This window comes from Roseomonas sp. SRI_022, from assembly GCF_057586215.1.
In genome coordinates, this window is record NZ_JBYCZL010000039.1 from 1 (window position 1) to 21,148 (window position 21,148).

Here is a 21,148-nt window from a genome sequence, read left to right on the forward strand (position 1 = left end):
GCTGGTCCGGCTGGAGGCCGCGCCCGACCTGCCGGCGCCAAGCCTGGCCCTGGCCGCGGTGCTGCGCGCGACCGGCACGGCGACCTTGCTCCTGACCGCAGGATCGCCGCCGGGCATGGTGCTGGCGGGGGTGGCGCTGCCGCTGCCGCGCGATGGGATGCTGCGGCTGCATCCGGGACGCGCCCCACCGGCCGCGATCGGTGCCTCCCGCGTGCTGGCCGGCAACCTGCCGGATCTCGGCGGGCGCGTCGCGGTGATCGGGGTGACGGTGCCGGAGGTCGCATCGCTCCGCCCCTCGGTGTTCGGCGACTTCACGCCCTCCCTGCGGTTGCAGGCGGAAGCCGCCGGGCAGCTGGCGCAGGGCTGGGTGCCGCTTCGGCCCGGCTGGGCGCGCTTCGCTGAAGCGGCGCTTGCGTTCGGCTTCGGGCTGCTGGCGGCCGGGGCGATGGCGCGGCGGGCGGTGCCGGGGCTGGTGGTGATGCTGGGCCTCATGGTCGTCGGCCCGGCGCTGGCAGCGGCGGCGCTGCAGGCCGGCCCGTGGCTCGCTGATCCGCTGCTGCCAGCGGCCGGGGCGCTGGCCGGCGGCCTGGTGCAGGGCGTGGCGGAAGCGCGGCGGCTGGCGCGGGACCGGGCACGCCTGTTGGCCCGCTTCGCCAGCCGCGTGCCGGCGGGGGTGGCGGAACGGCTGCTGGCCATGCCCGAGGCCGAGAGGCTGCGTCCCGAACGCCGGGCCGTGGCCATCATCATCACCGACCTCGCGGATTTCTCCGCCATGGTGCGCCGGGCGAATCCCGAGGCGCTGGTCGCGGTGCTGAACGCGTATCTCGCCGGGATCGAGGCCTGTGTCGTCGCCGAGGGCGGCACGCTCGAACGACTGATCGGCGATTCCGTCCTCGCGGTGTTCGGCGCACCGGTGGCGCAGCCTGATCACGCGGCCCGCGCCCTCGCCGCGGCGCGCGCGATCGATGGTTTCGTCGAAGTGTTCCGCGCACGTCCCGAAGCTGTCGCGTTGGGCTTCGGCGCGACGCGCATCGGCGTCGCGGCTGGCGAGGTGCTGGCGGGCGAACTCGGTGGGTCGCGCCTGACCTGGTCGGTCTGCGGCGATGCCGCGAACATCGCGGCGCGGCTGCAGGAACTCGGCAAGCAGCTTGGCCGCAGGGCGCTGGTGACGGGCATCGAGGATCCGTCGCTGCCGCCACCGCTCGGCCGCTTCGCGCTGCGCGGCTTCGAGGGCGAGCACGAGGTGCGGCCGCTGGGCTGAGGTTCAGGAGACGGAAGCGATCGCGCGCGCGATGCGCGCCTCACCCCAGCGACGCACGGGACCCGGTTCGCCACCGCCGGGCGGGATGTCCACGCCATCGCCGGCATCGAGCGTGACGCTGCCGGTTCCGGCCTCCACCGCCACGCGGCCGCGGGCGACGAAGACCGCATTCACCCCATCGATCGGGCCGGCGAAGAAGCGCGTGCCTCGCACGCCGATGCGCGCCCAGGGCAGGGTGACGGACAGGGGCGGCTGGCCGGGAACGGGCTCGCGTTCGATCAGCAGCGGCCCGCCCTGCGCGCGCAGCACGAGGCCGCTGCGCGGTCGCCCCAGCACTGCCTCATCGATCGTCAGCAGCGCGTTCTCGCCGAGGCGAAGCTGGATGCCGCCGGTCAGGCTGCAAGCGAGGCGCGCCGCCGGCCCGGTGGACAGCGTGTCGAGCATCAGCACGGGGTCGGGCGGCGCGAGCGGACGCGCAGGCGCGGGGCCGAACTGCGCCAGCGCCTGGCCTGTCGCGGCGGCCACCTGACCGACGCGCGTGCGCGCCTGCGCGAGGGCCGGCGCGGCCATTCCGGCAGAGGCGACGAGCAGCGACCGACGCAGGATCGTCATGAGCCCAGCATAGCAACACCGCGGGCCGGGGGAACGCCCCAGCCCGCGATGCGACACAAAGGCTCGGCGCAGTTAGTCGGTCGGGGAGAGCGTCTTGATCAGATCGAAGACGCGCTTACGCACCGAAGCATCGGTGATGCGGTAATAGGCGCGCACCAGTTCGAGCGTTTCGCGGCGATGCAGCGTGTCGTCCTCGAAGCCTTCCTGGCCCTCGGCGAAGCCGAAGGCCGCCGCGCGCGAGCGGGTGGCGGTGTTGCCGCCGAGCTCGGGCGACATGTCGTCGAAGAAGAAGCCGATCGGCACGTCGAGCACGCGCGCGAGATCGAACAGGCGGCTCGCGCCAATGCGATTCACGCCGCGTTCATATTTCTGAATCTGCTGGAACGTCAGCCCGAGCGCCTCGCCGAGCTTCTCCTGACTCATGCCAAGAAGGGTGCGGCGCAGCCGCACACGCGTGCCGACATGGACGTCGATCGGGCTCGCGCGATGTTCGCGTTCGACCCGCTCCACCGTCTCATTGTTCGACATTCGCACCTCCGCTGCTGCGCCAATCATGAACCTTCTCCCGCCGCGATTGCGGCGAATGCAGCCCCGCCCTGTCGCAGCAGTAGGCCGCCCTTCACTTTCTGTCAACTCTTTTTCTTATTCTCAATAATTGAGACGCATCAATTGGGCGAAACTGTCGCGTTGTGAACGTATTGCTGACCTATGTGCGTCCTTTCCACCACCCCAGCGAGCATACGCCCGCCGCGAGAATCGTCGCAATCAGCAAGCCAAAGCGCGCGAATGGGGTCGGTTCCCGCGGCGCGGGCAACGGCGCCATGAGCAGCCCGGCCTCACCGAGGCCGGTTCGCGCAACCTCTCTGCCCCGCGCGTCGAACACGGCGGAAATCCCGGTTTGCGCGGCGCGCGCAAGCGGCAATCCTTCCTCCACCGCGCGCAGCCGCGCCGCCGCCAAATGCTGCCAGGGGCCGGCCGAAATGCCGAACCACGCATCGTTCGTGACGTTCACCAGCCAATCCGGGCGGTCCCGAGGCACAACCTGCGCGGGAAAAATGACCTCGTAACATACAAGAGTCCCAAAAGCCGGCACCTGATCCACGCGTATCGGTTGCAGGGACTCCCCAGGTGTAAAATCCATCCCGCCCTGCACCAGCCGGATCGGCAGCAATCCAGACAACGGCATGTATTCCCCGAAGGGGACGAGGTGGTTCTTGTCCGCCACCCCACGCACCTCCCCGGCCGGGTCGACCGCCACCAGGCTGTTGAAGACCCGTCGTGGCCGCCCATCCGGCCCGAACTCCGCCCGGACCGATCCGGTCAACAGGATGGCCCGCTGCGGCAGGGCCCCGGCTATGAGCTGCCGCACATCGCGATCATTGGCGACGAGGAAGGGCACCGCGGTTTCGGGCCAGATCACCACCAGCGTCTGGTCCTCGGGCAGGTCCCGCAGGGCGGCCAGTGCCGCGTCGCGCGTGGCTTCGACGTAGCGGCGCAGGATCGGGATGCGCTGCTCCTCCCGCCACTTCACCTCCTGCGCGACATTGCCCTGCACGATCAGCAGCCCCACTGGGCGCGGCGGCGGTTCCGCCGGCCACAGCCGCACCAGTCCGAACAGGGCAAAGCCGGCCAGCGCGGCCACCCCGCCCAGCATCGCCCGGCGCCCGAGCAGCGGCGTCGCGGCGATGATCACCGTCGCCAGCGACAACCCATGCACCCCCAACCAGGCCGCCGCCTGCACCGGCAAGGCGCCGAAGGCCCAGACCGTGCCCATCAGGTTCCACGGGAAGCCGGTGAACGCCCAGCCGCGCAGCAATTCGAACAGCACCCATGTGCCGGCGAAAACCAGCACCCGCGGCCAGCCCGCCCGAACCCGCCAGGCCAAGGCCGCCGGCCCTGCCACGAAGGCCGCGAGCGGCAGTGCCAGCGCCGGCACCGCGATCGGCACCAGCCACCAGAAATTCGCGACATCCGTCAGGATCGCATGCGTGATCCAGTACAGCCCCGCCGCGAAGAACCCCCAGCCCCAGGCAAAGCCGACCATGAAGGCGCGCTTCCAGTTCGGCGCCGCCCCCACCATCGCCAACAGGCCAGGCACCGCCAACAACAACACCGGCACCGCGTGCACCGGCGGCAAGGCCAAGGCCGCCAAAGCCCCCAACCCCACCGCCGTGACCCACAACCGCCACCCCCGCCGCGCAGCGAGATGACCCAGCAAACGATCCCACATGCAGCAGCAGTCCTAGTTGGCAGAGGGTGGAGAGGATGGGGTGGGGCGCTTGTCGGGAGGGCAGAGCCCTCCCTGATCCCCTTTTGCCGAACTGATAGGCGCGCGTAGATGGCCCACCATTCTATCTTGGCTGTCGGGCTGGACGGGCAGCGCCCCGGCTGCCTTCAGCATTTCCGGAAGATCGCCGACCAACTCGATGCCAGGCGGTCCGCCTCCATCTGGTGGCCCGGAAACGATCACCTTGTCGATCAGCGCCCGGGCCGCCTCGAGAGCCTCGGCGCTTTCATCTCCGGCCACCGCATCACGGATCCGGGCCACCCGATCGCGGTAGACCTCGGCAAGCCCGGGGTGCAGCCGGGGCCGGTCGGGTGGCGCCGCTGCCACTGCAGCCCGCAGGACGTCCGCGCGGCGCTCGAGTTCGGCGACCTTGGTTGAGACCGCGCCGCCGCTCGCCACGCCGTCAGCCAGGGCCTCGACAAGGTTGGCGATCTTGCGCTCGACCGCCGCCAGTTCGGTGCGCTGACCGGTTCGCGCGCCGGCCTCCTCGACGGCGAGCCGGTTCCATTCCCGCGTGAACTCCCGGACGAAGACCTCCGCGAGTTCCGGATCCATCAGCCGGCTGCCCAGCGCCTCGAGCACGCGTGTCTCCAGCGGGCCGCGCCGAACCCGGGTGGTGTTGCGGCACCCGGCTGTCCTGCGGGCGCGGCAGGCGAGGTAGTCCTTGCCGACCGGTGTAAAGAGTGCGCCGCAACATCCGCAAACCACCTTGCCGGTCAGGAGGTAGTGCGGGCGCCGGGTATCCCAGAACCGTGCCCGCCCCGTCGGGGCCATTGGAGCGGCATCCCTGGCAAGGCGCGCCTGCGCTGCGTCCCATGTCTCGGGATCGACGATGCGGTACTCCGGCACGTCCTGGATGACGATGTCCTCCGGATCGTTCGGTCGGCGGTGCGCCCGACCGGTATCGGGGTGCTTATGGGTGCGGCGCCGATTCCAGACAAGCCGGCCGACATAGATGGCGGCCCGCAGCATCCCGTCGCCCCGGCGGGCTCTGCCGCGGATCGTGGCATCGTACCACAACCCACCATTGGGCCCGGGCACGCCCTCGGCATTCAGGGTGCGGGCGATCACCATAGGGCTCAGGCCCCCGATGTACTCGCGAAAGATGCGGCGGATGACATTTGCTTCGACAGGATGGATCTCCCGCAGCCCCCGCTCCGGCTCGCCATCCGGACCCAGGCGGCCGCGGATCGCACGGTAGCCGTAAGGCACGCGGCCGACTGAGCGGCCCTGTCGCACGCGTCCGGCGAGGCCGCGACGGGTCTTGTCGGCGAGGTCCTTGAGGTAAACGGCGCCCATGGTGCCCTTGAGGCCGACGTGGAGCTCGGAGACTTCGCCCTCGGCGAGAGTGATGAGGCGAACGCGGGCGAACACGGCCTGCTTATGGAAAGCAGCGATGTGTTCGAGGTCCCGGGAGAAGCGATCGAGGCTTTCGGCGAGGACGACATCCACCTTCGCGGTCCGCATGGCCTCGAGCAGGGCCTGATAGCCTGGCCGCAACGTCGTGGCGCCGGAGATGGCGGCGTCGTGGAAGGAGCTGACTACCGTCCATCCCTCACGGTCGGCACGCGCGGCGCAGAGACGGAACTGGTCCTCGATGGAAGCCTTGTTCTGGAGGTCGGAGGAGTAGCGGGCATAGAGGGCGCAGCGCAGGGACATGGGGCATCCTTCCCAGTGGCGGGGGAGCCCTCCTTGGCTGTTCCCGGAGTGTTGCTGGTCGTGCCCTGCGCTGTCCAGATCTCCATCGCCGCGTGACGGGCCAGGGCGCGCATGAGGGCGAGCAGGCGGTCGTCGAGAGGCGCCCCAGCGTCATCGGCCGATCGGTCGGTCGGCGGCAGGGATGACGCGGAACGAGGGATGTCGCGCATGGCGACAGGACAATTGCCACGCCGGGCAATGGAAAAATGACACCGTTCCCGGTCGCGGTACACGCCATGGACCAGCCCGCATTCGTGCACCACGTGCAGGCACGCAGCTCACGCTGGGCGGCGGCGGTCGACGGGCTTCAGGTGCCCTGTGCCATGTGGCGGACGTCAGCTTCGCGCCCATCTCGGACGCTTAGGGGGTTGGTCGCCGCCTCCCAAAGCGGACACAGCGGCCACAATGCGTCGGACTTGCCAGGCGCTGCGGTGAAGTACTGATCGCAGCCGGCACCCGGCTTTCGAACTCCTCGCCCCTCCATGATGGCCTTCGCAACGTGACTGCGCCGCGGAGACGAAGTCGCAGTCACAGTGCTCGACCGGCAGTGAGCAGCAGCTCAAGCCACAAGCCTCGGATCCTTAGTCGTCCTACTCGTGATCCTTGCCGTCGCCCTTCTCGGAAACATTTGAACTCCGCGTGAGGTGCCGGATGGCCGGCGCGCCCAAGCTGGGTGCCAGACAAAAGCACGAGCTCAGGGCGCGCAGGCACGATCGACGGAGCCAGCGCGTCCGAGCAAGATTGTCGCGCGGTCGCAGGGCAGGCGGCCGCGGCTGACGGCCCAGGGCCGCCCGATGGTCTCGACGGCGAAGGCCTCGCGATGGTCGGCGACGAGGAAACCATTGTCGTATTGGTGCTCATTCAGGTGGCGAAGACCGCTTCGTTGCCGATGAACACGCCGTGCTCATTGCCGTCGATCTGCGCGCCCTAGCACCAGAAGGGGCGGCGCAGCAGCACGGCATGCGTCTCCGTCCCCTGCGGGATCGCGACATAGGTGCAGCGGAGCCTCTCGCCAGGCGCGTGCCGCGCGCGCGGGTAGCCAATCAACCGGCTGGGCCTCGTTCCTCTAGCGGTCGCTATTCTTCGCGAAGAGCACGCTGCCTGCAGCCGTCGCGAGCGGCAGCGCCATCATGGTGTCGAGTATGACTTCTCCCGCACCCAATCTTCGCAGCGGTGGCCCGGCGTGCCAAGTTCCGCGCCCCCAAAAGGAGCGATTGGCCCTGACTACCCACACGATCCGCTTTCGATCCGAAATGGCCGCGCGGCAGGCAACGCATGTCGCATGAAATCATCGAGGCCGACTACGTCGTCGTCGGCGCCGGCAGCGCCGGTTGCGTGCTGGCGGCGCGCCTGAGCGAGCGGCCGGGCGTTTCCGTGGTGCTGGTCGAGGCCGGCCGGCGCGAGCGCATCGGCCTGACGCGCCTGCCCGCCGCGCTGATGCGCACCATCGGGAACCCGCGCTACGACTGGGCCTATCGCTCCGAACCCGATCCCACGCGCAAGGGCCTTTTCGAGGATTGGCCGCGCGGCAAGGTGCCGGGTGGATCCTCGGCCATCAACGGCATGATCTTCATCCGCGGCGCGGCGGCCGATTACGACGCATGGAACGCGCTCGGCTGTGAGGGCTGGGGGTGGCAGGACGTGCTGCCGCTGTTCCGCCGGCTGGAAACCGCCGATGCGCCGGACAACGCCACGCGCGGCGGGCTGGGGCCGCAGCGCGTCTCGGCGCTGGGCTGGCGCCATCCCGTCTCGGCCGACTTCATCGCCAGCGGCATCGCCGCCGGCATCCCGGCGAATGACGACCTGAACGGCGCCTCGCACGAGGGCATCGCCTGGAACCAGGGCTCGACGCGCAACGGGCTGCGCCATTCGGCCTACGACGCCTTCATCCGGCCCAATCTCGCGCGGCCCAACCTGCGCGTGCTCGACGGCGTGCTGGTGGAACGCGTGACCTTCGAAGGCCGGCGCGCCACCGGCATCGCCACGCGGCGCGACGGCGGTGCGCTGGCGATCCGCGCGCGACGGGAGGTCATCCTGACCGCGGGCGCGATCAATTCGCCGCACCTGCTGATGTTGTCAGGCGTCGGCAACGCTGCGGAATTGGCCCCGCACGGAATCGCCACGGTGGTCGAAAGCCCCGAGGTCGGCCTCAACCTGATGGAGCACCCCGGCCTCTACGTGCAGGCGGAAATGACGGTGCCGACGGTGAACGCCGAGGCCGAGCCGCTGCGCGCCGCGTGGCAATTCCTGCGCTGGGCGGCGGGGCGTCCCTCCCCCTTCGGCATCCCGACGGCGCAGGTGCTCGCCTTCCTGCGCAGCCACGCGGGAGCGGCGGAACCGGACCTGCAGTTCCACCTGTTTCCCTACGGGTCCACGCTGCAGAACGGCAAGCGCATCATCCCGAAGCGGAACCTGGCGACGATCCTCGTGAACGTGAACCATCCGCGATCCCGCGGGCGGCTCGCGCTGCGTTCGGCCGACCCCGCGGCGCCCATCGCCATCCATCCGCGCCTCCTGGACGACGCGGAGGATGTCGAGACGCTGCTGCGCGGCCTCGACTGGGTGCGGCGCATGGCGACGACCCCGCCCTTCGGGACCAAGGTGAAGGAGTTGCTTCTCGTGCCGCCGGCCGATGCCGGGCGGGAGGCGGACATCGCGTTCCTTCGCGCGACCGCGCGCCCCTTCTACCACCCCGCGGGCACCTGCCGGATGGGCACCGACGCGCGCGCCGTAGTGGCGCCGGACCTTCGCGTGAACGGCGCCGAGGCGCTGCGTGTCGCCGACATATCCATCTTCCCGCGCCACATCGCGGGGAACACCAACGCCACCGCGCTGATGATCGGCGAGAAGGCGGCGGACCTCATCGCTCACGAACCATGACGGAAGGAAACCCGACAATGTTCGCAACATGGACTCGCCGTGCGGCACTCGCCGCGGCGATCGCGACGCCCTTCGCGGGAGCGATGGCGCAGGTCCCGGCCGGCCAGCAGCCCGCCAGCCAGATCACCGCCGTGATGCAGGCCGACGTGCGGATCATGGATCCCCATGTCTCCACGGTCTACATCACGCGCAACTTCGCCTACATGGTGTGGGACACGCTGTTCGCGATGGACAGCCAGGGCAACATCCGCCCGCAGATGGTGGAAAGCCACACCGTCTCCGACGACCGGATGACCTGGACCTTCACCCTGCGCGAGGGCCTGAAGTTCCATGACGGCCAGCCCGTCACCTCCGCCGACGTGGTCGCCAGCCTGCGTCGCTGGGGTCCGGGCGACGGCCTCGGGCGGCACCTGATGGCGGCGACGGCGTCGATGGACGTCGTCGATGCGCGCACCTTCCGCATCGTGCTCAACCGGCCCTTCGGGCTGGTGCTGGATGCGCTCGGCAAGCCGTCCTCCCTGGTGCCGGTGATCATGCCGGAGCGCCTCGCGCAGCGGCCGCGCACGGAGCAGAACAGCGAACTCATCGGCTCCGGTCCCTTCGTGTTCCGGCGCGACCTCTCGGTCTCGGGCGCGAGCCAGGTCTTCGACCGCTACCGCGACTACCGCCCGCGCGAGGAACCGGCGGACTTCCTGGCCGGCGGCAAGCGCGTGCACGTCGACCGCGTCACCTGGCGCGTCATCCCCGACGCGGCGACCGCTGCGAATGCGCTGACCACCGGCGAGGTGGACTTCATCGAGATGCCGGCCTTCGACCTGCTGCCGGTGTTGCAGCGAAACCGCAACGTGGCCGTGGTTCCCCTCGCCGGCCCGTCGATGTGGCAGGGCTTCGTGCGCGTGAACTCGGCGGCCGGCCCCTTCACCGATCCGGCGGTGCGCCGCGTGCTGATGATGGCGGTGGACCAGTCCCAGGGGCCGACGGCGCTCGGCGCGACCGGTGACCTGTCGCTGCCGCAGTGCCTCTCCTTCTGGATGTGCGGCGGTGCGCTGGAGACGACCGCGGGCAGCGAGATCGCCGCGCACCCCGACGTCGCTCGCGCGCGGGAAGCCCTGCGCCAGACCAACTACCGCGGCGAGCCCGTGATCATCATGCAGGCGACCGACATCGACGCCCCGCGCATCGGCAGCGAGGTCGTCGCCGCCCGACTGCGCGAGGTCGGCTTCAATGTCGAGTTGCAGGCAACGGACTGGGGCACCGTGGTGGCGCGCCGCGCCCGTCGCGATGCGTCCTGGTCGCTGTTCGGCGTGCATGCTCAGGGCTTCGACCTCTCCTCCCCGCTCACGCATTTCTACATCGGCACCAATTGCCAGGACTTCCCCGGCTGGCATTGCGATGAGCGCCTGAACCCCCTGCTCGAGCGTTTCGCCCAGGCGGCAACGCAGGAGGAACGCCGCGCGATCGCGGCCGACATCCAGCGCATCGCCTTCGAGATCGTACCGGCGGTGGTCTGGGGGCAGTTCACCCAGCCCATCGCCTATCGCCGCAACCTCGAAGGCGTGATCCCCTCGGGGATCCCGGTGTTCTGGAACATCCGGCGCACTGGTCGCTGATGACGCCGCGGGGCCGAGGTACCCTCGGCCCCGTCCAGGCTGCGCCGAAAGACGCAGGGTATCGCGGTTGGTCCCGCGAAGCGCGACCAGGTCGTGACCGATTTCCGTTGACTTTCGCATGGCTGAACCGCCGAATCACCGCTGCCGTTTACCTGCGGCAGGACCCGCGTCACGGAGATGTCGCGGCTCGGCTGGGACCGTCAGGTGAATGCCCATCGCGAAACCGCCTTCGGCGGTATCGCGAGGCGTTACCTGCCCAACAACATCAGCCGCCCGGATTTGCTCATGACGACAGGGAGCGCCGCGCCCGGGAGGCAAACATGCGCGCGTGCGACGTCATGACGGCGAAAGCCGTCACCATTGCTCCCAATGCGCCACTCCATGTGGTGGCGGAAACGATGGTCGAAAGCGGCGTGACCGGACTACCCGTTGTAAACGGGGCCGACCGCCTTCTCGGGATCGTGACGGAGAGCGACCTCCTTCATCGCCTTGTGGCAACCGAGCAGGCCCACCACGGCTATCTCTGGGGCCTCCTGCACTCCATGAGCCGACAGGCGGATGATTTCGCCCGTACGCACGGCCAGATCGCTGCCGACGTCATGACTCTGGCGGCGGACCTGGTCACCGCGACGAGAGACACCTCCGTCGAACATGTTGCGCGTCTCATGGAGGAACGTCGCATTCGCCATATGCCGGTGCTTGAGGACGGTAGGCTGGTCGGCCTGATTACCCGCGCACACCTTGTCCGCGCAGCGCTGCAACTTCCCCATCACCAGGACAGCCAGGCTCCGGATAACATTGTCCGCAGCGAAGTGCGCCGAGCGATGCGAGCCCAACCCTGGGCGGACACCCATTTCACTTTCGTGGACGTGAAGGACGGCGTCGTGACGTTCAGCGGGCTCGTGCTCAATGAGCATGTGGAGCGTGGGTTGCGCGCTTTGGCCGAAGAGGTGCCGGGCGTCCGCGACATCGTCTTTGCTACCCAGCGCCTCCCTCGACATTGGATCGGCGTTTCCTGACCTGCGCCGCATGCGGCGCCGCAGCAAAGTCCATGCATCCGCAGCCACCGCCGAGGCTGCCGGCCATCCGGCCGACCCTCTGGCGCAGATGAGGGCACCATGGCAGAGCAACCTGTATCCGTGCGGACCCAGGTGGGTCATGCAGCGCTCGAAGCCCCTACCGGTACACATACGCGGCAGCCGGATCTACAGGATGCCGGGGGCGAGCATGCCACGACCGCTCCACACGCCGCCGAGGCCGAAGCGGTGGTCGCAGCCCTGGGCTCGAGCATAGGAAATGGACTGGACTCTGAGGAGGCGCGCCGACGCCTTGAACGCCACGGTCCCAATCGCCTCAAGGCCGCGCCGGAGACTGCCTGGTGGCGCCGGTTGCTTGAGCAGTTCCAGAACTTCCTCGTCATCATCTTGCTTGTCGCCACGGTCATCTCCGCCGCCGAATGGTTGCTCCAGGATCCGCGCGAGAGCGCCTTGCCCTACGAGGCGATCGTCATCCTGGCAATCGTCCTGCTCAATGCTGTGCTTGGCTTCGTGCACGAGGCACGGGCGGAGAAATCCGTCCGCGCGCTGATGGCGCTCGCCACGCCGGAGGCGACGGTCATACGCGGCGCCGAACACGAGAGCATCGCCACCGAGGACATCGTCCCCGGCGATATCCTGCTCGTGGAGGCCGGTGACAAGGTCCCGGCCGATGCCCGCCTCCTCGAGGCAGCGAACCTACGCACCGACGAGGCTTCGCTGACCGGCGAGAGCCTGCCCGTGGCCAAGGATACGCGACGCATCGAGGCCGACACCGGCATCGGCGACCGGAGAAACATGCTGTTTGCCGGCACTGTCGCGACGGCAGGGCGCGGTCGCGCCGTCGTTGTCGCGACGGGGATGCAGACCGAAGTCGGCCGCATCGCCGCAATGATCGAGAGCGCCCGGCGCGACCCGACGCCGCTCCAGCAGGAACTCGACAGCACCGGACGCCGACTGACCGTCGTCATGCTGGCGATCTGCGCCGTCGTTTTTGCCACCGGACTCCTGACCAGCGCAGCAATTACGCTGCACACGATCCTCGGCATGTTTCTGTTCGCTGTGGCGCTGGCCGTCGCCGCGATCCCAGAGGCATTGCCGGCCATCGTGACCGTGGGCCTCAGCCTGGGTGTTCGCCGGATGGCGGCAAACAACGCCATCGTGCGCAAGCTGCCTGCGGTGGAGACACTCGGGTGCACGACGGTGATCTGCTCCGACAAGACCGGCACGCTGACCCGCAATGAGATGACCGTCAGGGCCATTCTGACCACAGGCGCGACAGTCAGCGTCGGCGGCAGCGGCTACCTGCCGGAAGGCTCGTTTGCGGTGGGCGGTGCCCCGCTCGAGGAGATGCCCTCGGAACACGCTGCGGTCGGCCAGGTGCTGCGCGCCGCGGCGCTTGCGAATGACTCTGGCCTGATGTTGCGAGACGGCCAGTGGCGCGTTCGCGGCGATCCGACCGAAGGCGCCCTGGTCGTTGCGGCGCGTAAGTTCGGCATCCAGGAAGCGGACCTCGCGCGCTGGCCGCGGGTCGCCGAGATTTCTTTTACGTCAGAGCGCAAGCTCCATACGACGGTGCATCGCGATCGCGAGAATCCCAATGAGGTACTGATCTTTGTGAAGGGCGCACCGGAGATCATCCTGGCGCGCTGCAGATCGATGCTCGCGGATGGCGCTGTCGTACCGCTGGATGACGCCGTGCGCACCGCATTCGCACACCGCAATGAGGAACTCGCGGCTCAGGCACTGCGCACCCTCGCGGTCGCGTCACGCAGCCTGTCGGCGAGTGTCCTTGGCCTCGACGCGGGAGGTAGCGCGCAGGTCGACTTCGAACTGTTGGACGATATCGAGGAGAACCTCGTCCTGCTCGGTGTCGTGGGCATGATGGATCCGCCCCGGCCCGAGGCGAAAGCCGCAGTCGCGACGGCCAGGCACGCCCACGTCCGGACCGTGATGATCACCGGTGACCATCCGGCGACGGCCGCGGCGGTCGCCCGAGAACTGGACATCCTCGAACCTGGGGCGCGGCTGCTAACCGGAGCTGACCTGCGCACCATGAGTGAGACGGAACTGGAGGCACAACTCGACGAGGTCCGTGTCTTCGCCCGCGTCGATCCCGAACATAAGCTGCGGATCGTGGAGGCTCTTCAGCGTCAGGGGCACATCGTTGCGATGACCGGCGACGGGATCAACGACGCGCCCGCGCTTAAGACCGCCGACATCGGTGTCGCAATGGGAATCACTGGCACCGACGTGTCGAAGGAGGCGGCCGACATGGTGCTAACGGACGACAATTTTGCCAGCATCGTGAAGGCGATCGAGGAAGGACGAGGCATCTTCGATAACATCCGGAAGTACCTGATTTATCTCCTGTCGTCGAACGCTGGCGAATTGCTGACGATGTTCGTCGGCGTGATGTTCGCCGGCGCGCTCGGGCTCGTTCCGCCAGAGCCGGGGCTGTTCCTGCCGTTGCTAGCGGGCCAGCTGCTCTGGATCAACCTGATCACGGATGGACCGCCCGCGCTGGCACTCGGGGTCGACCCGAAGGATCCCGACGTAATGGAACGCAGGCCGCGTCGGCACGGCGGTGGCGTTCTCACGAGCGAGGACTGGGTGCGTATCGGCGTGATCGGCCTGGTGATGATGGTTGGCACGATCGCAGTGCTCGACGCCTACTACCCCGGCGGATTGTTCACGCTCTTCGCCCAGGGCAGCGAACCAAACGCCGCCGATCAGGCCCATGCCCGGACGATGGCCTTCACGACGCTCATGATGTTCCAGATGTACAACGTCTACATCTCGCGCTCGGCCTGGCGAAGCGCCTTTTCCGGCTTCTTCGAAAATGGGTGGCTGCTTGCCGCTGTGGCGACGGCGGTGCTCGCGCACGTGCTCGTCATCTATGTGCCGATGCTCCAGGAGGCGTTCCATACGGTCCCGCTGTCATTCGGCGATTGGATGCTCGTGACCATCATCGGCGGGATCCTGTTGCTGGGATCCGAAATCGTGAAGGTTGCGGGACGTCGCTTGGGAGCAGGCGCAGAGGCGTGAGGCCATACATCAAAAAGGTCAGCGCCTGGGAGGACGGCCAAGCAATGCCTAATCTGCTGGGGCGACGTCAGGCAACGTCGTCATTGGCCAGCGACTGCGTCATGACCGGATGTCGGCTACCCGCCGATATCACACGGAAAGCGGCCGGACCGCTTACGGCCAGATCCTGCCAGTTCTCGTGACGATCATGTCGGTCGCTGGTTGTGGCAACCGACACGGATCGGGATGGATGCCTCCTGGGGGGATATTCGAAGTGGTAGCCGCGACCGCTGTAAGACCACGATGGGCATGAAGCGTTCACCGCCGCCCCTATGGGCGGCCGGGCCGATCATGACAGTCGCCGTCGGTCGGTTGGGTCCCCTTGCGCCCGAGCACCGTAAGGTGAAATCACAATCTTTGGCGTCCCGCTTCGGCGATGACGAGCGCGTCGTCGCCGATGGAGTGGGCCGGGCGCTATCGGCGTTGCACTCGAGTGCACGAACTGCCCGACACCTACCTGACCGATCCCCCTGCGGCAGCCAGGCGCTTTTCCAGCACCTCGCGTAGCCTCCTGAGTGCCAGTTGCCGGCTTGCCATGAGGTAGTGCTTCTCGGTCGTCTGCGCGCCGGCATGGCCGAGCAGCGCCGCGGTGTCGCGCGGCCGATCCGGATGCCGGAGCGCAAAACCGGTCGCGGCCGAATGTCGGAAGCTGTGCGGCGTGATCGGCTTTCCCAGCACCTCGGCCGTGACGGCTTTGATCCGGGCGCGGACGCCCTGGCGCTCCAAAGGTTGTCCAAAGGCCCCGATCCAAAGGCCGCCGTGATCGGCGTTGTGGCGACCTCGTGCCAGCAAGATGGGGCGGACATGCGCGACATGGTGATCGAGATAAAGCGCTAGGGTTTCGGGGACCTGCCAATCATCCGACTGCTGCGTCTTGGTTTCATCGGACGCCAGGCGCAACCACCATGCGCCGCTTTCGGGGTCGCGGCAGAGATGCTCGCCGAGGACAATTGCCGCGAGATTCTTGATCCGTACTGGTGTCGCCGCACACAGCGCCACCATCAGGCCGGACTGCCAGCCCTCGGGATTCACAACCTCCCGCGCCTCGTTCAGGCACCGGTCCATCCTGGCGAGGCCGGCCTCGTAGAGGACCACCGGATCGGCGATGCGCCGCGGCATCCGCGGTTCCCGCCGAGCATGGGCCTTGATCCGGTCGACGATCCGGTAGGCCTCAGTCGCATCCCAGCCAGGGCACAAGCTCCTGACGAACCCGACAACGTTGCCAAGCGCGGTGGCGAGGCTCGAATACCGCAGGCGCTTCCCTTCCGCCGAAGCAAAGGCCGTGAGGGAGGCGGGAGTGGCTGCATCCGCCAATGCAGCGGGCGAATCGATCGCCACGCCCTGCATCCGGAGCCAGTTCAAGAACCGCCCGGCGTCGAATACCACCTGCCGGCGTCGGGCGGCGCTCCACTGCGATGCTGGTGCCGCGACTTCCAGAAAGCCGGCAGGCTGTTGGGCCGCAACCCAGGCATCACGGAGTGGGGCGGGCCAGACGGCATGTCGCAGGCTCCGTGGGTAGGACCGGACTTGGGGGTTCGATCCGTTCATGACCGCCGCCTCCCCTCGCGGCGCTCGAGAGCGTCGCGATACAGCCTTCTGCTACGCTGCACGTTCAGCCGGCGGTAGTGCGTCTCCGTCGTGGCGACGGATTTGTGCCCGAGCACATCCTTGACCAGCCCGACCGCGCCGGGATGCTCTGCTTCCAGGATCTCGCCGACGAGCGAACGAACGGCATGCGGGTTCAGATCGACCCCGATATGCCTGGCGGTGAGGTCCGTGACCGTCTCGTAGGCCCGATCCGTCGGCCAGTGCGACCCGTCTTCACGGCAGAACAGCCAGTCAGCGTCCGACGCGCCTGCATGGACGGGTCGATATTCCTTCACATAGCGACGGAATAGTGCCGCGGTGCGAGGACTGAGTTCGGCGCGGATTTCCTCGCCATTCTTGACCTGGCACCCCGCGATGATCACCCAGACGCGCCCATCGCGATCGTCGATGATGTCGCTGCCGAGGCGCAGCTCCGTGAGGTTGCCCTGCCGGGACGCCAGCTCGAGGAGCAGCGATATGAACAGCGCCGCTCGGACCAGGCGGGCCGAGGTGATGTCAACCTTGCCCTGCTTGCGCGCCAGGGCGTCGAGCTTCCTCGGCAGCGCGATAAAGGCATCGATGCGCTCCGGCGTCATGGCCTCCAGGCGGCGCAGTGTCCGGTCGCCCATCTGCCGGGGAGCGCGGGTCGCCTTTTCCATCGTATCCAGGCGCGCCAGCTGGTCGGCCGGCAACCGGACGTGACCGGAGGCAGCAACCCGCAGGATGATGGCCAACTGGCCGACATGGCCACCCTGCCGGCGACCGGTGCGCTCAGCCACCCTGGACAGAATGGCCTTCACGCGATCGGGCGCGACGAGATCGGCCAGGGTCTTCAGTTCCGCGGCGGGAATGCCGGAGGCGACGAGTTCCCCGGCAGCGCGACGCAGCGCTTCCAGATAGTTGGACCTGGTCCGTGGCTTCAGTGGCGGCCCAGCATCTCCTTCCAGCCAGTCATCGGCTCCCCGCGCGACGAAGGCTCGCGCGTCGACCTCGAGGGAGGGAGGATAGGCCGACCAGGGGGGACATCCTTCCGCCCGCCGCGGCGCAGGTACGGGCAGGGGTTGCTGTGGCCAGCCTGGCACGGTGCTTCGAGCCCGTGCCCACGCCTTGGTGACCTGGCGCTCGGTCTTGTCAGCTCGGCTCTTGAGGCTGGTGTCCCGCACCAGGGCGACGAAGCGCACAACGTGGCTGGGGCGGACATCGTCGGGTGCGATGCCCTGCTCAGAACAGAAATGGCAGAACCGGCTGAGCGGCGCCCAGGCGTCGAGCTGCTCCGCGCGCTCCCGCAACGCCCGCCATGTTGCGTTGAGGGGAGTTCGCGATTTCCCAGGCATGACAGTCGCGCCGGCGATCCGAAATGCGCGGCGCAGATTTGACTGGAAGGCCGAGAACGAGTTCGCGCTCGTGAACCCGAGCATGGCCGGCGTGGTCTTCTCGAGCTTGCGCTGCAGTCCGGGAATCTCGACGGCGGCATTCACCGACGCCCGTCCCATCAGGACGACCGCGATGTCGACCGCACGAAGGAGGTTCATGCGGACCTTCGGCGTCAGGTCTGACGCTGCCAGGACGGCATCCTTCACCTGTCCGTAGGTCGGCATGGCTGCGACGGGCGTAGCCTTGGGTTCAGCAGCCGACCGCCGGTCGGTCGATGGGGAGAGGTTGGTCATGCTGGTCCTCCTGAGGACGAGTGCGGCCATTGCGGCTAGGCATAAGGAGGGAGGGGTGGATTACCTTTGTTGAGCCGGGGGAATGTGTTGATGCCGGGCTGGCCAAGGGCGGACAGGCGACGCCAGCGACGGCCGTCATTCGCTCAGTCGTCGTGCCGACGTTCGTGTCGCGCGATGAAGGCCGCGAGTTCCTCGGGTCGAATGAGCAGTCGGCCGTGCAGCTCGACCGCGGGTAGCAGGCCCTGCGCGATGTAGCGGCGGACGCTTCGCGTTGACCTCGACAGGTGCTGTGCGACCTGCGCGACCGGCAGGAGCTTCGGCAGCTTCGCGTGGGCGAAGGCAACAGCGGGGGTGGTATTGACGGTCTTCGGCATGGGCGCGGTCCTTGAACGGAGGCCAGGGCCATTCTGTCCGCGCTGCAGCAGTGCCGATCTCAGCGTGCAGGGTGACGGAGCATCGCTGCGCCCGCAGTCACCTACCCCTGGCTCGGTGCAGTGCAGGTCGATCGAGGCTGCCCATCCGGCTCCGGCGGTCCGTCCGGACAGGCATCTCGATAGTGCACTCAAGTGCAAGATCTAGAATGGTTCGGGCAACGGATCGCAGTCCTCCTCGGCCGATGGTTCACCGCCAGCGGGCGTATCGGAAAAGAGATCCGGCAGCTGCGACCACATCTCGTCCGGCTTCCACCATCCCGGTACGGCACTTGCCAATGCCATACGGACGGCGGTCCGGGACAGGGTCGGCGCCCTCTTCGGGAAGAGATCGACGAGGGCCTGGCATCCGTACAGATGTGCGTGCGACAGCATTGTGGTTGCTTCGATGCTGCCCCGGCCGAGAGCCTTCCATGCGGCGCGAACGTCGGTCACGCTTATCTGCTGGAACGGATTGGGCACAGTCGACAGGTCTGCGAAGCGACAACCAGGCTTGATACGCGCCTCGATCCGGGTCCAGGGCTGCATCGGATCGTAGCCGTCCCTTCCCGTGCGATCGTAGATCGCGACGGCGCCACTCTTCAGTTTGCCGGAGCCCAACGATACCAGCTTGCGCCGAACGGTCTGCGCCTTTCGGACATGCTTTCTCGCGACCGGCCAGGCGAAGTCGTCAAGCCGGACGCCGTGAAGGTCCAAGGCGTAGTCGATGCGCGTCACCTTGGCGTCGGCAACCTCCCATGGGGCCCGATTCAGGATCATCTCGATGATGCCCTTGCGCACGTAGTTCCAGCCTTCGGCCGTCAGCCCGGGGGGATGGATGTCGAGCACCAGCATGGTCTGAACAGGTTTCGGCCGCTTCGCTCGAAGGCTGACGGCCGCCGTTTCGGACCACATCAGGGGTTCCCGTGACTTCTCGGCGAAGAACTGCAGCGCCACCTGCGTGCCCTTGCTGAGCTTCGAACCTCCTCGACTGACTCCATAAGCCCCCGCGCTCTCAGGATCCTGGGCGTATCCTATTAGGACCGACAGGACCTGCTCGGCTTCGTCTCCATGGAGGAGGAACCGAAGGGTCAGCCAATCGACATTGAGGCGGGTCCTGAGGGTCATGCTCTGCATGTGGATCTCCTGAATGATGGCTTTGGGGGCTTTAAGAGGATGATCGCTGTGTGGATCGCCCCCGGTGGGCATGCCGCGCCGTTCACGGAAGGACTGAACGCATGAGCGTGTCGTCGCTGGCGGTGTGCCGATCGATCTCGCGAACCGATCCGACGCGGTCCCTTGGCCTGGTGCCATTGAGATGCACTAGAGTGCACTAACGGACAAACCATGCCAGGAACGATCAATCGCTACTGCAGCCCGCTACGCCGCGTCAAGCCCCAGCCGCGTGACGCAGGATGATTCGGCAGATCTCGGTCAGGGCCGTCGCACGTGCTTCGGGTCCTGCGCCCCGCGGCGCGCCGTGCGCCTCGAGCGCCCGTCGCACCATCGACGCCTGCCGGGGCTTGAGGACGAACTCTATCATCTCGAGGCTCGGACCGGTTGGTGCTGCACCGGCCGCGACGGCCTTGGCGGATTGAGCGCTGGCCCATCTGACCTCCGACGACGGCACCTTCCGGCTGCTTCGAAGCGCCTCTGCCGCCAAGGTGCGGGCCCTTGTCCACCCCAGCGCCGTCGCATCGGCTTCTGACATGAGGCCCGCGTCGATGGCCTTGGCGATGGTCGCCAGATAATACGCAGACCTTCGGGCCAGCCCGGCTTCCTTCGCGGCCGCGTCCCGATCCGCGCCGGTCACCTGCGCGAGGATGTGGCCGATGGCGATCGGCGTCGCGCGCCGCTGGGCCGCAAGTTCGGCAAGGTCAGTCAGGGCTCGTTCGAGCGGTGTCTGACGGGTGGCCTTCGGCTTTGCGGACTGGGATCTGCTTGACATGCCGCCAGCATGCCGCATTGCCGGTTCCCGAGGAACGGCCCGCGCGCCGCCATCGGGCCGATGCGGATGGCTATACATCGGCGTCGGTGGCCAGCGTCATATGGCCAGACGAGGGGCCGCCAACCAGCCGTCACGTCTACTCGACCTCGATGTCGGCCGGCGGCACGTCACCGGGGACGGTCCGGCATTCGAGCATGACTGCTTCGCCCTGTTCGATGGCCTCCGGCAGTGCGGCCCAGACGCTCTCTGCATAGTGCAGGTGGATCTGCGCCTTCTGGGCACGGCGGAGGGTGATGGTCACCTCCCAAGGGACGGTCCCGAACCGCGCGAGCTCGGCTTCAGACATGCCACGCAAGGCCGTCAGGCGTCCGATCTCGGCCTCGATCTCCCGCCGGATGAAGGCGGCACTGCGAATGAGGGCCCGACGGATCGCCAGGTCCTCCTTCCTCTGGCCGCCCTGCCGCGGACGGAGGACCGGGTGGTGCGGGTCACGCTTTCGCTTCCCGGTCATGACCCGGGTCCCTTCGGCATCTTGACGACCGGCTTGCCGGTGCGCGGCGGATACAGGTGCACCAGCGGGATGTAGGCGTCGATGACCAGGCGGATGTGCGCCGGCGCGTCGATTGCCACCACGCTCAGCCGGAAGCCCGGTCCGACGCGATAGGCGACATCCTGACGAAGGGTCACCTCCTTGCCGGTGGGATCGAACATCACGGCAGCGGTGCCGTCCTCGATGATCTTCTTGAGCAGCCAGGTGTCGGTGGCGTCAATCCGAACGCCTTCGCCGACCATGAGGTCGCGGGTCAGAGCCATGTCGCTCTCCTGATGAAGTGAACAGGATGAGCGTGAACAAAATGCGGCGAAATGCGATTGGTATATTTCAATTCGCGATAGATTAAAGCCTTTGTCCGGCGATGTTTTGTCTTAGAATTATACCAATTCGGCGAAACACCAGTCTTTCCTCAGCACAGATCATCAGCATCGTCCGGCCGCTCGCCGAGCCCCGCCTTCTGCAGCCGGCGCGGCGTTGTGATCCGCCCACGCGCCGTCGGCGAGGTGGCGGCCGG

General features: G+C 67.8%; 16 protein-coding genes. 5 read left to right on the top strand and 11 right to left on the bottom strand.

Going from position 1 to position 21,148, the window contains the following annotated elements:
• On the top strand, positions 1-1,261 hold a 1,261-nt coding region (locus AC2YHJ_RS25495), incomplete at its 5' end, for an adenylate/guanylate cyclase domain-containing protein (RefSeq protein WP_487398998.1).
• Between the two features lie 3 nt (positions 1,262-1,264).
• On the opposite strand, the gene AC2YHJ_RS25500 is transcribed toward AC2YHJ_RS25495, so the two are convergent.
• The 4 genes from AC2YHJ_RS25500 to AC2YHJ_RS25515 all read right to left on the bottom strand — a co-directional run bounded on the left by AC2YHJ_RS25500 (position 1,265) and on the right by AC2YHJ_RS25515 (position 5,819).
• On the bottom strand, positions 1,265-1,873 hold the full coding sequence (locus tag AC2YHJ_RS25500) for a FecR domain-containing protein (protein WP_487398999.1): 609 nt from the start codon (positions 1,871-1,873) through the stop codon (positions 1,265-1,267).
• 72 nt (positions 1,874-1,945) lie between these two features.
• Entirely contained in the window at positions 1,946-2,401 is a 456-nt protein-coding gene (locus tag AC2YHJ_RS25505) for a helix-turn-helix domain-containing protein (protein WP_487399000.1), read from the bottom strand.
• Positions 2,402-2,579: 178 nt separating this feature from the next.
• On the bottom strand, positions 2,580-4,103 hold the full coding sequence (gene lnt, locus AC2YHJ_RS25510; protein WP_487399001.1) for an apolipoprotein N-acyltransferase: 1,524 nt from the start codon (positions 4,101-4,103) through the stop codon (positions 2,580-2,582).
• Positions 4,104-4,115: 12 nt separating this feature from the next.
• Positions 4,116-5,819 (bottom strand): recombinase family protein, encoded by a 1,704-nt coding sequence (locus AC2YHJ_RS25515; protein ID WP_487399002.1) that lies wholly within the window; start codon positions 5,817-5,819, stop codon positions 4,116-4,118.
• 1,314 nt (positions 5,820-7,133) lie between these two features.
• Here AC2YHJ_RS25515 and AC2YHJ_RS25520 point away from each other — a divergent pair.
• The 4 genes from AC2YHJ_RS25520 to AC2YHJ_RS25535 all read left to right on the top strand — a co-directional run bounded on the left by AC2YHJ_RS25520 (position 7,134) and on the right by AC2YHJ_RS25535 (position 14,430).
• The gene (locus AC2YHJ_RS25520; RefSeq protein ID WP_487399003.1) at positions 7,134-8,738 is read left to right on the top strand and encodes a GMC family oxidoreductase; all 1,605 of its coding nucleotides are present in this window, start codon (positions 7,134-7,136) and stop codon (positions 8,736-8,738) included.
• A gap of 17 nt (positions 8,739-8,755) precedes the next feature.
• A complete protein-coding gene (locus tag AC2YHJ_RS25525) occupies positions 8,756-10,348 on the top strand; it encodes an ABC transporter substrate-binding protein (RefSeq protein WP_487399004.1) in 1,593 nt (530 codons plus the stop codon).
• A gap of 320 nt (positions 10,349-10,668) precedes the next feature.
• Entirely contained in the window at positions 10,669-11,367 is a 699-nt protein-coding gene (locus AC2YHJ_RS25530; protein ID WP_487399005.1) for a CBS domain-containing protein, read from the top strand.
• Between the two features lie 99 nt (positions 11,368-11,466).
• Positions 11,467-14,430 (top strand): cation-translocating P-type ATPase, encoded by a 2,964-nt coding sequence (locus tag AC2YHJ_RS25535; RefSeq protein ID WP_487399006.1) that lies wholly within the window; start codon positions 11,467-11,469, stop codon positions 14,428-14,430.
• A 492-nt stretch (positions 14,431-14,922) separates the two neighbouring features.
• Here the strand turns inward: AC2YHJ_RS25535 and AC2YHJ_RS25540 are convergent, their stop codons facing one another.
• The 7 genes from AC2YHJ_RS25540 to AC2YHJ_RS25570 all read right to left on the bottom strand — a co-directional run bounded on the left by AC2YHJ_RS25540 (position 14,923) and on the right by AC2YHJ_RS25570 (position 20,894).
• The gene (locus AC2YHJ_RS25540) at positions 14,923-16,017 is read right to left on the bottom strand and encodes a tyrosine-type recombinase/integrase (RefSeq protein WP_487399007.1); all 1,095 of its coding nucleotides are present in this window, start codon (positions 16,015-16,017) and stop codon (positions 14,923-14,925) included.
• Positions 16,014-17,723: a tyrosine-type recombinase/integrase gene (locus AC2YHJ_RS25545; RefSeq protein WP_487399008.1), complete on the bottom strand. Its 1,710-nt coding sequence runs from the start codon at positions 17,721-17,723 to the stop codon at positions 16,014-16,016. Before AC2YHJ_RS25545 ends, AC2YHJ_RS25540 begins: the two co-directional genes overlap by 4 nt.
• Positions 17,724-17,866: 143 nt before the next feature.
• Entirely contained in the window at positions 17,867-18,097 is a 231-nt protein-coding gene (locus AC2YHJ_RS25550) for a helix-turn-helix domain-containing protein (protein WP_487399009.1), read from the bottom strand.
• Positions 18,098-18,298: 201 nt separating this feature from the next.
• Positions 18,299-19,270, bottom strand: coding sequence for a hypothetical protein (locus AC2YHJ_RS25555; protein WP_487399010.1), 972 nt, complete (start codon positions 19,268-19,270; stop codon positions 18,299-18,301).
• Between the two features lie 253 nt (positions 19,271-19,523).
• Positions 19,524-20,081, bottom strand: coding sequence for a hypothetical protein (locus AC2YHJ_RS25560; RefSeq protein ID WP_487399011.1), 558 nt, complete (start codon positions 20,079-20,081; stop codon positions 19,524-19,526).
• Positions 20,082-20,217: 136 nt separating this feature from the next.
• A complete protein-coding gene (locus AC2YHJ_RS25565; RefSeq protein ID WP_487399012.1) occupies positions 20,218-20,592 on the bottom strand; it encodes a hypothetical protein in 375 nt (124 codons plus the stop codon).
• Complete coding sequence (locus tag AC2YHJ_RS25570) at positions 20,589-20,894, bottom strand: hypothetical protein (RefSeq protein ID WP_487399013.1); 306 nt, start codon at positions 20,892-20,894, stop codon at positions 20,589-20,591. Before AC2YHJ_RS25570 ends, AC2YHJ_RS25565 begins: the two co-directional genes overlap by 4 nt.
• Between the last annotated feature and the right edge of the window lie 254 nt (positions 20,895-21,148).

What these genes read in the sequence shown, in the direction of transcription:
- AC2YHJ_RS25565 (WP_487399012.1), bottom strand. Translation starts at nt 20,592, where the DNA reads ATGACCGGGAAGCGAAAGCGTGACCCGCACCACCCGGTCCTCCGTCCG.
- AC2YHJ_RS25570 (WP_487399013.1), bottom strand. Translation starts at nt 20,894, where the DNA reads ATGGCTCTGACCCGCGACCTCATGGTCGGCGAAGGCGTTCGGATTGAC.
- AC2YHJ_RS25530 (WP_487399005.1), top strand. Translation starts at nt 10,669, where the DNA reads ATGCGCGCGTGCGACGTCATGACGGCGAAAGCCGTCACCATTGCTCCC.
- AC2YHJ_RS25550 (WP_487399009.1), bottom strand. Translation starts at nt 18,097, where the DNA reads ATGCCGAAGACCGTCAATACCACCCCCGCTGTTGCCTTCGCCCACGCG.
- AC2YHJ_RS25525 (WP_487399004.1), top strand. Translation starts at nt 8,756, where the DNA reads ATGTTCGCAACATGGACTCGCCGTGCGGCACTCGCCGCGGCGATCGCG.
- AC2YHJ_RS25560 (WP_487399011.1), bottom strand. Translation starts at nt 20,081, where the DNA reads ATGTCAAGCAGATCCCAGTCCGCAAAGCCGAAGGCCACCCGTCAGACA.
- AC2YHJ_RS25540 (WP_487399007.1), bottom strand. Translation starts at nt 16,017, where the DNA reads ATGAACGGATCGAACCCCCAAGTCCGGTCCTACCCACGGAGCCTGCGA.
- AC2YHJ_RS25545 (WP_487399008.1), bottom strand. Translation starts at nt 17,723, where the DNA reads ATGACCAACCTCTCCCCATCGACCGACCGGCGGTCGGCTGCTGAACCC.
- lnt (WP_487399001.1), bottom strand. Translation starts at nt 4,103, where the DNA reads ATGTGGGATCGTTTGCTGGGTCATCTCGCTGCGCGGCGGGGGTGGCGG.
- AC2YHJ_RS25500 (WP_487398999.1), bottom strand. Translation starts at nt 1,873, where the DNA reads ATGACGATCCTGCGTCGGTCGCTGCTCGTCGCCTCTGCCGGAATGGCC.
- AC2YHJ_RS25505 (WP_487399000.1), bottom strand. Translation starts at nt 2,401, where the DNA reads ATGTCGAACAATGAGACGGTGGAGCGGGTCGAACGCGAACATCGCGCG.
- AC2YHJ_RS25520 (WP_487399003.1), top strand. Translation starts at nt 7,134, where the DNA reads ATGTCGCATGAAATCATCGAGGCCGACTACGTCGTCGTCGGCGCCGGC.
- AC2YHJ_RS25535 (WP_487399006.1), top strand. Translation starts at nt 11,467, where the DNA reads ATGGCAGAGCAACCTGTATCCGTGCGGACCCAGGTGGGTCATGCAGCG.
- AC2YHJ_RS25555 (WP_487399010.1), bottom strand. Translation starts at nt 19,270, where the DNA reads ATGCAGAGCATGACCCTCAGGACCCGCCTCAATGTCGATTGGCTGACC.
- AC2YHJ_RS25515 (WP_487399002.1), bottom strand. Translation starts at nt 5,819, where the DNA reads ATGTCCCTGCGCTGCGCCCTCTATGCCCGCTACTCCTCCGACCTCCAG.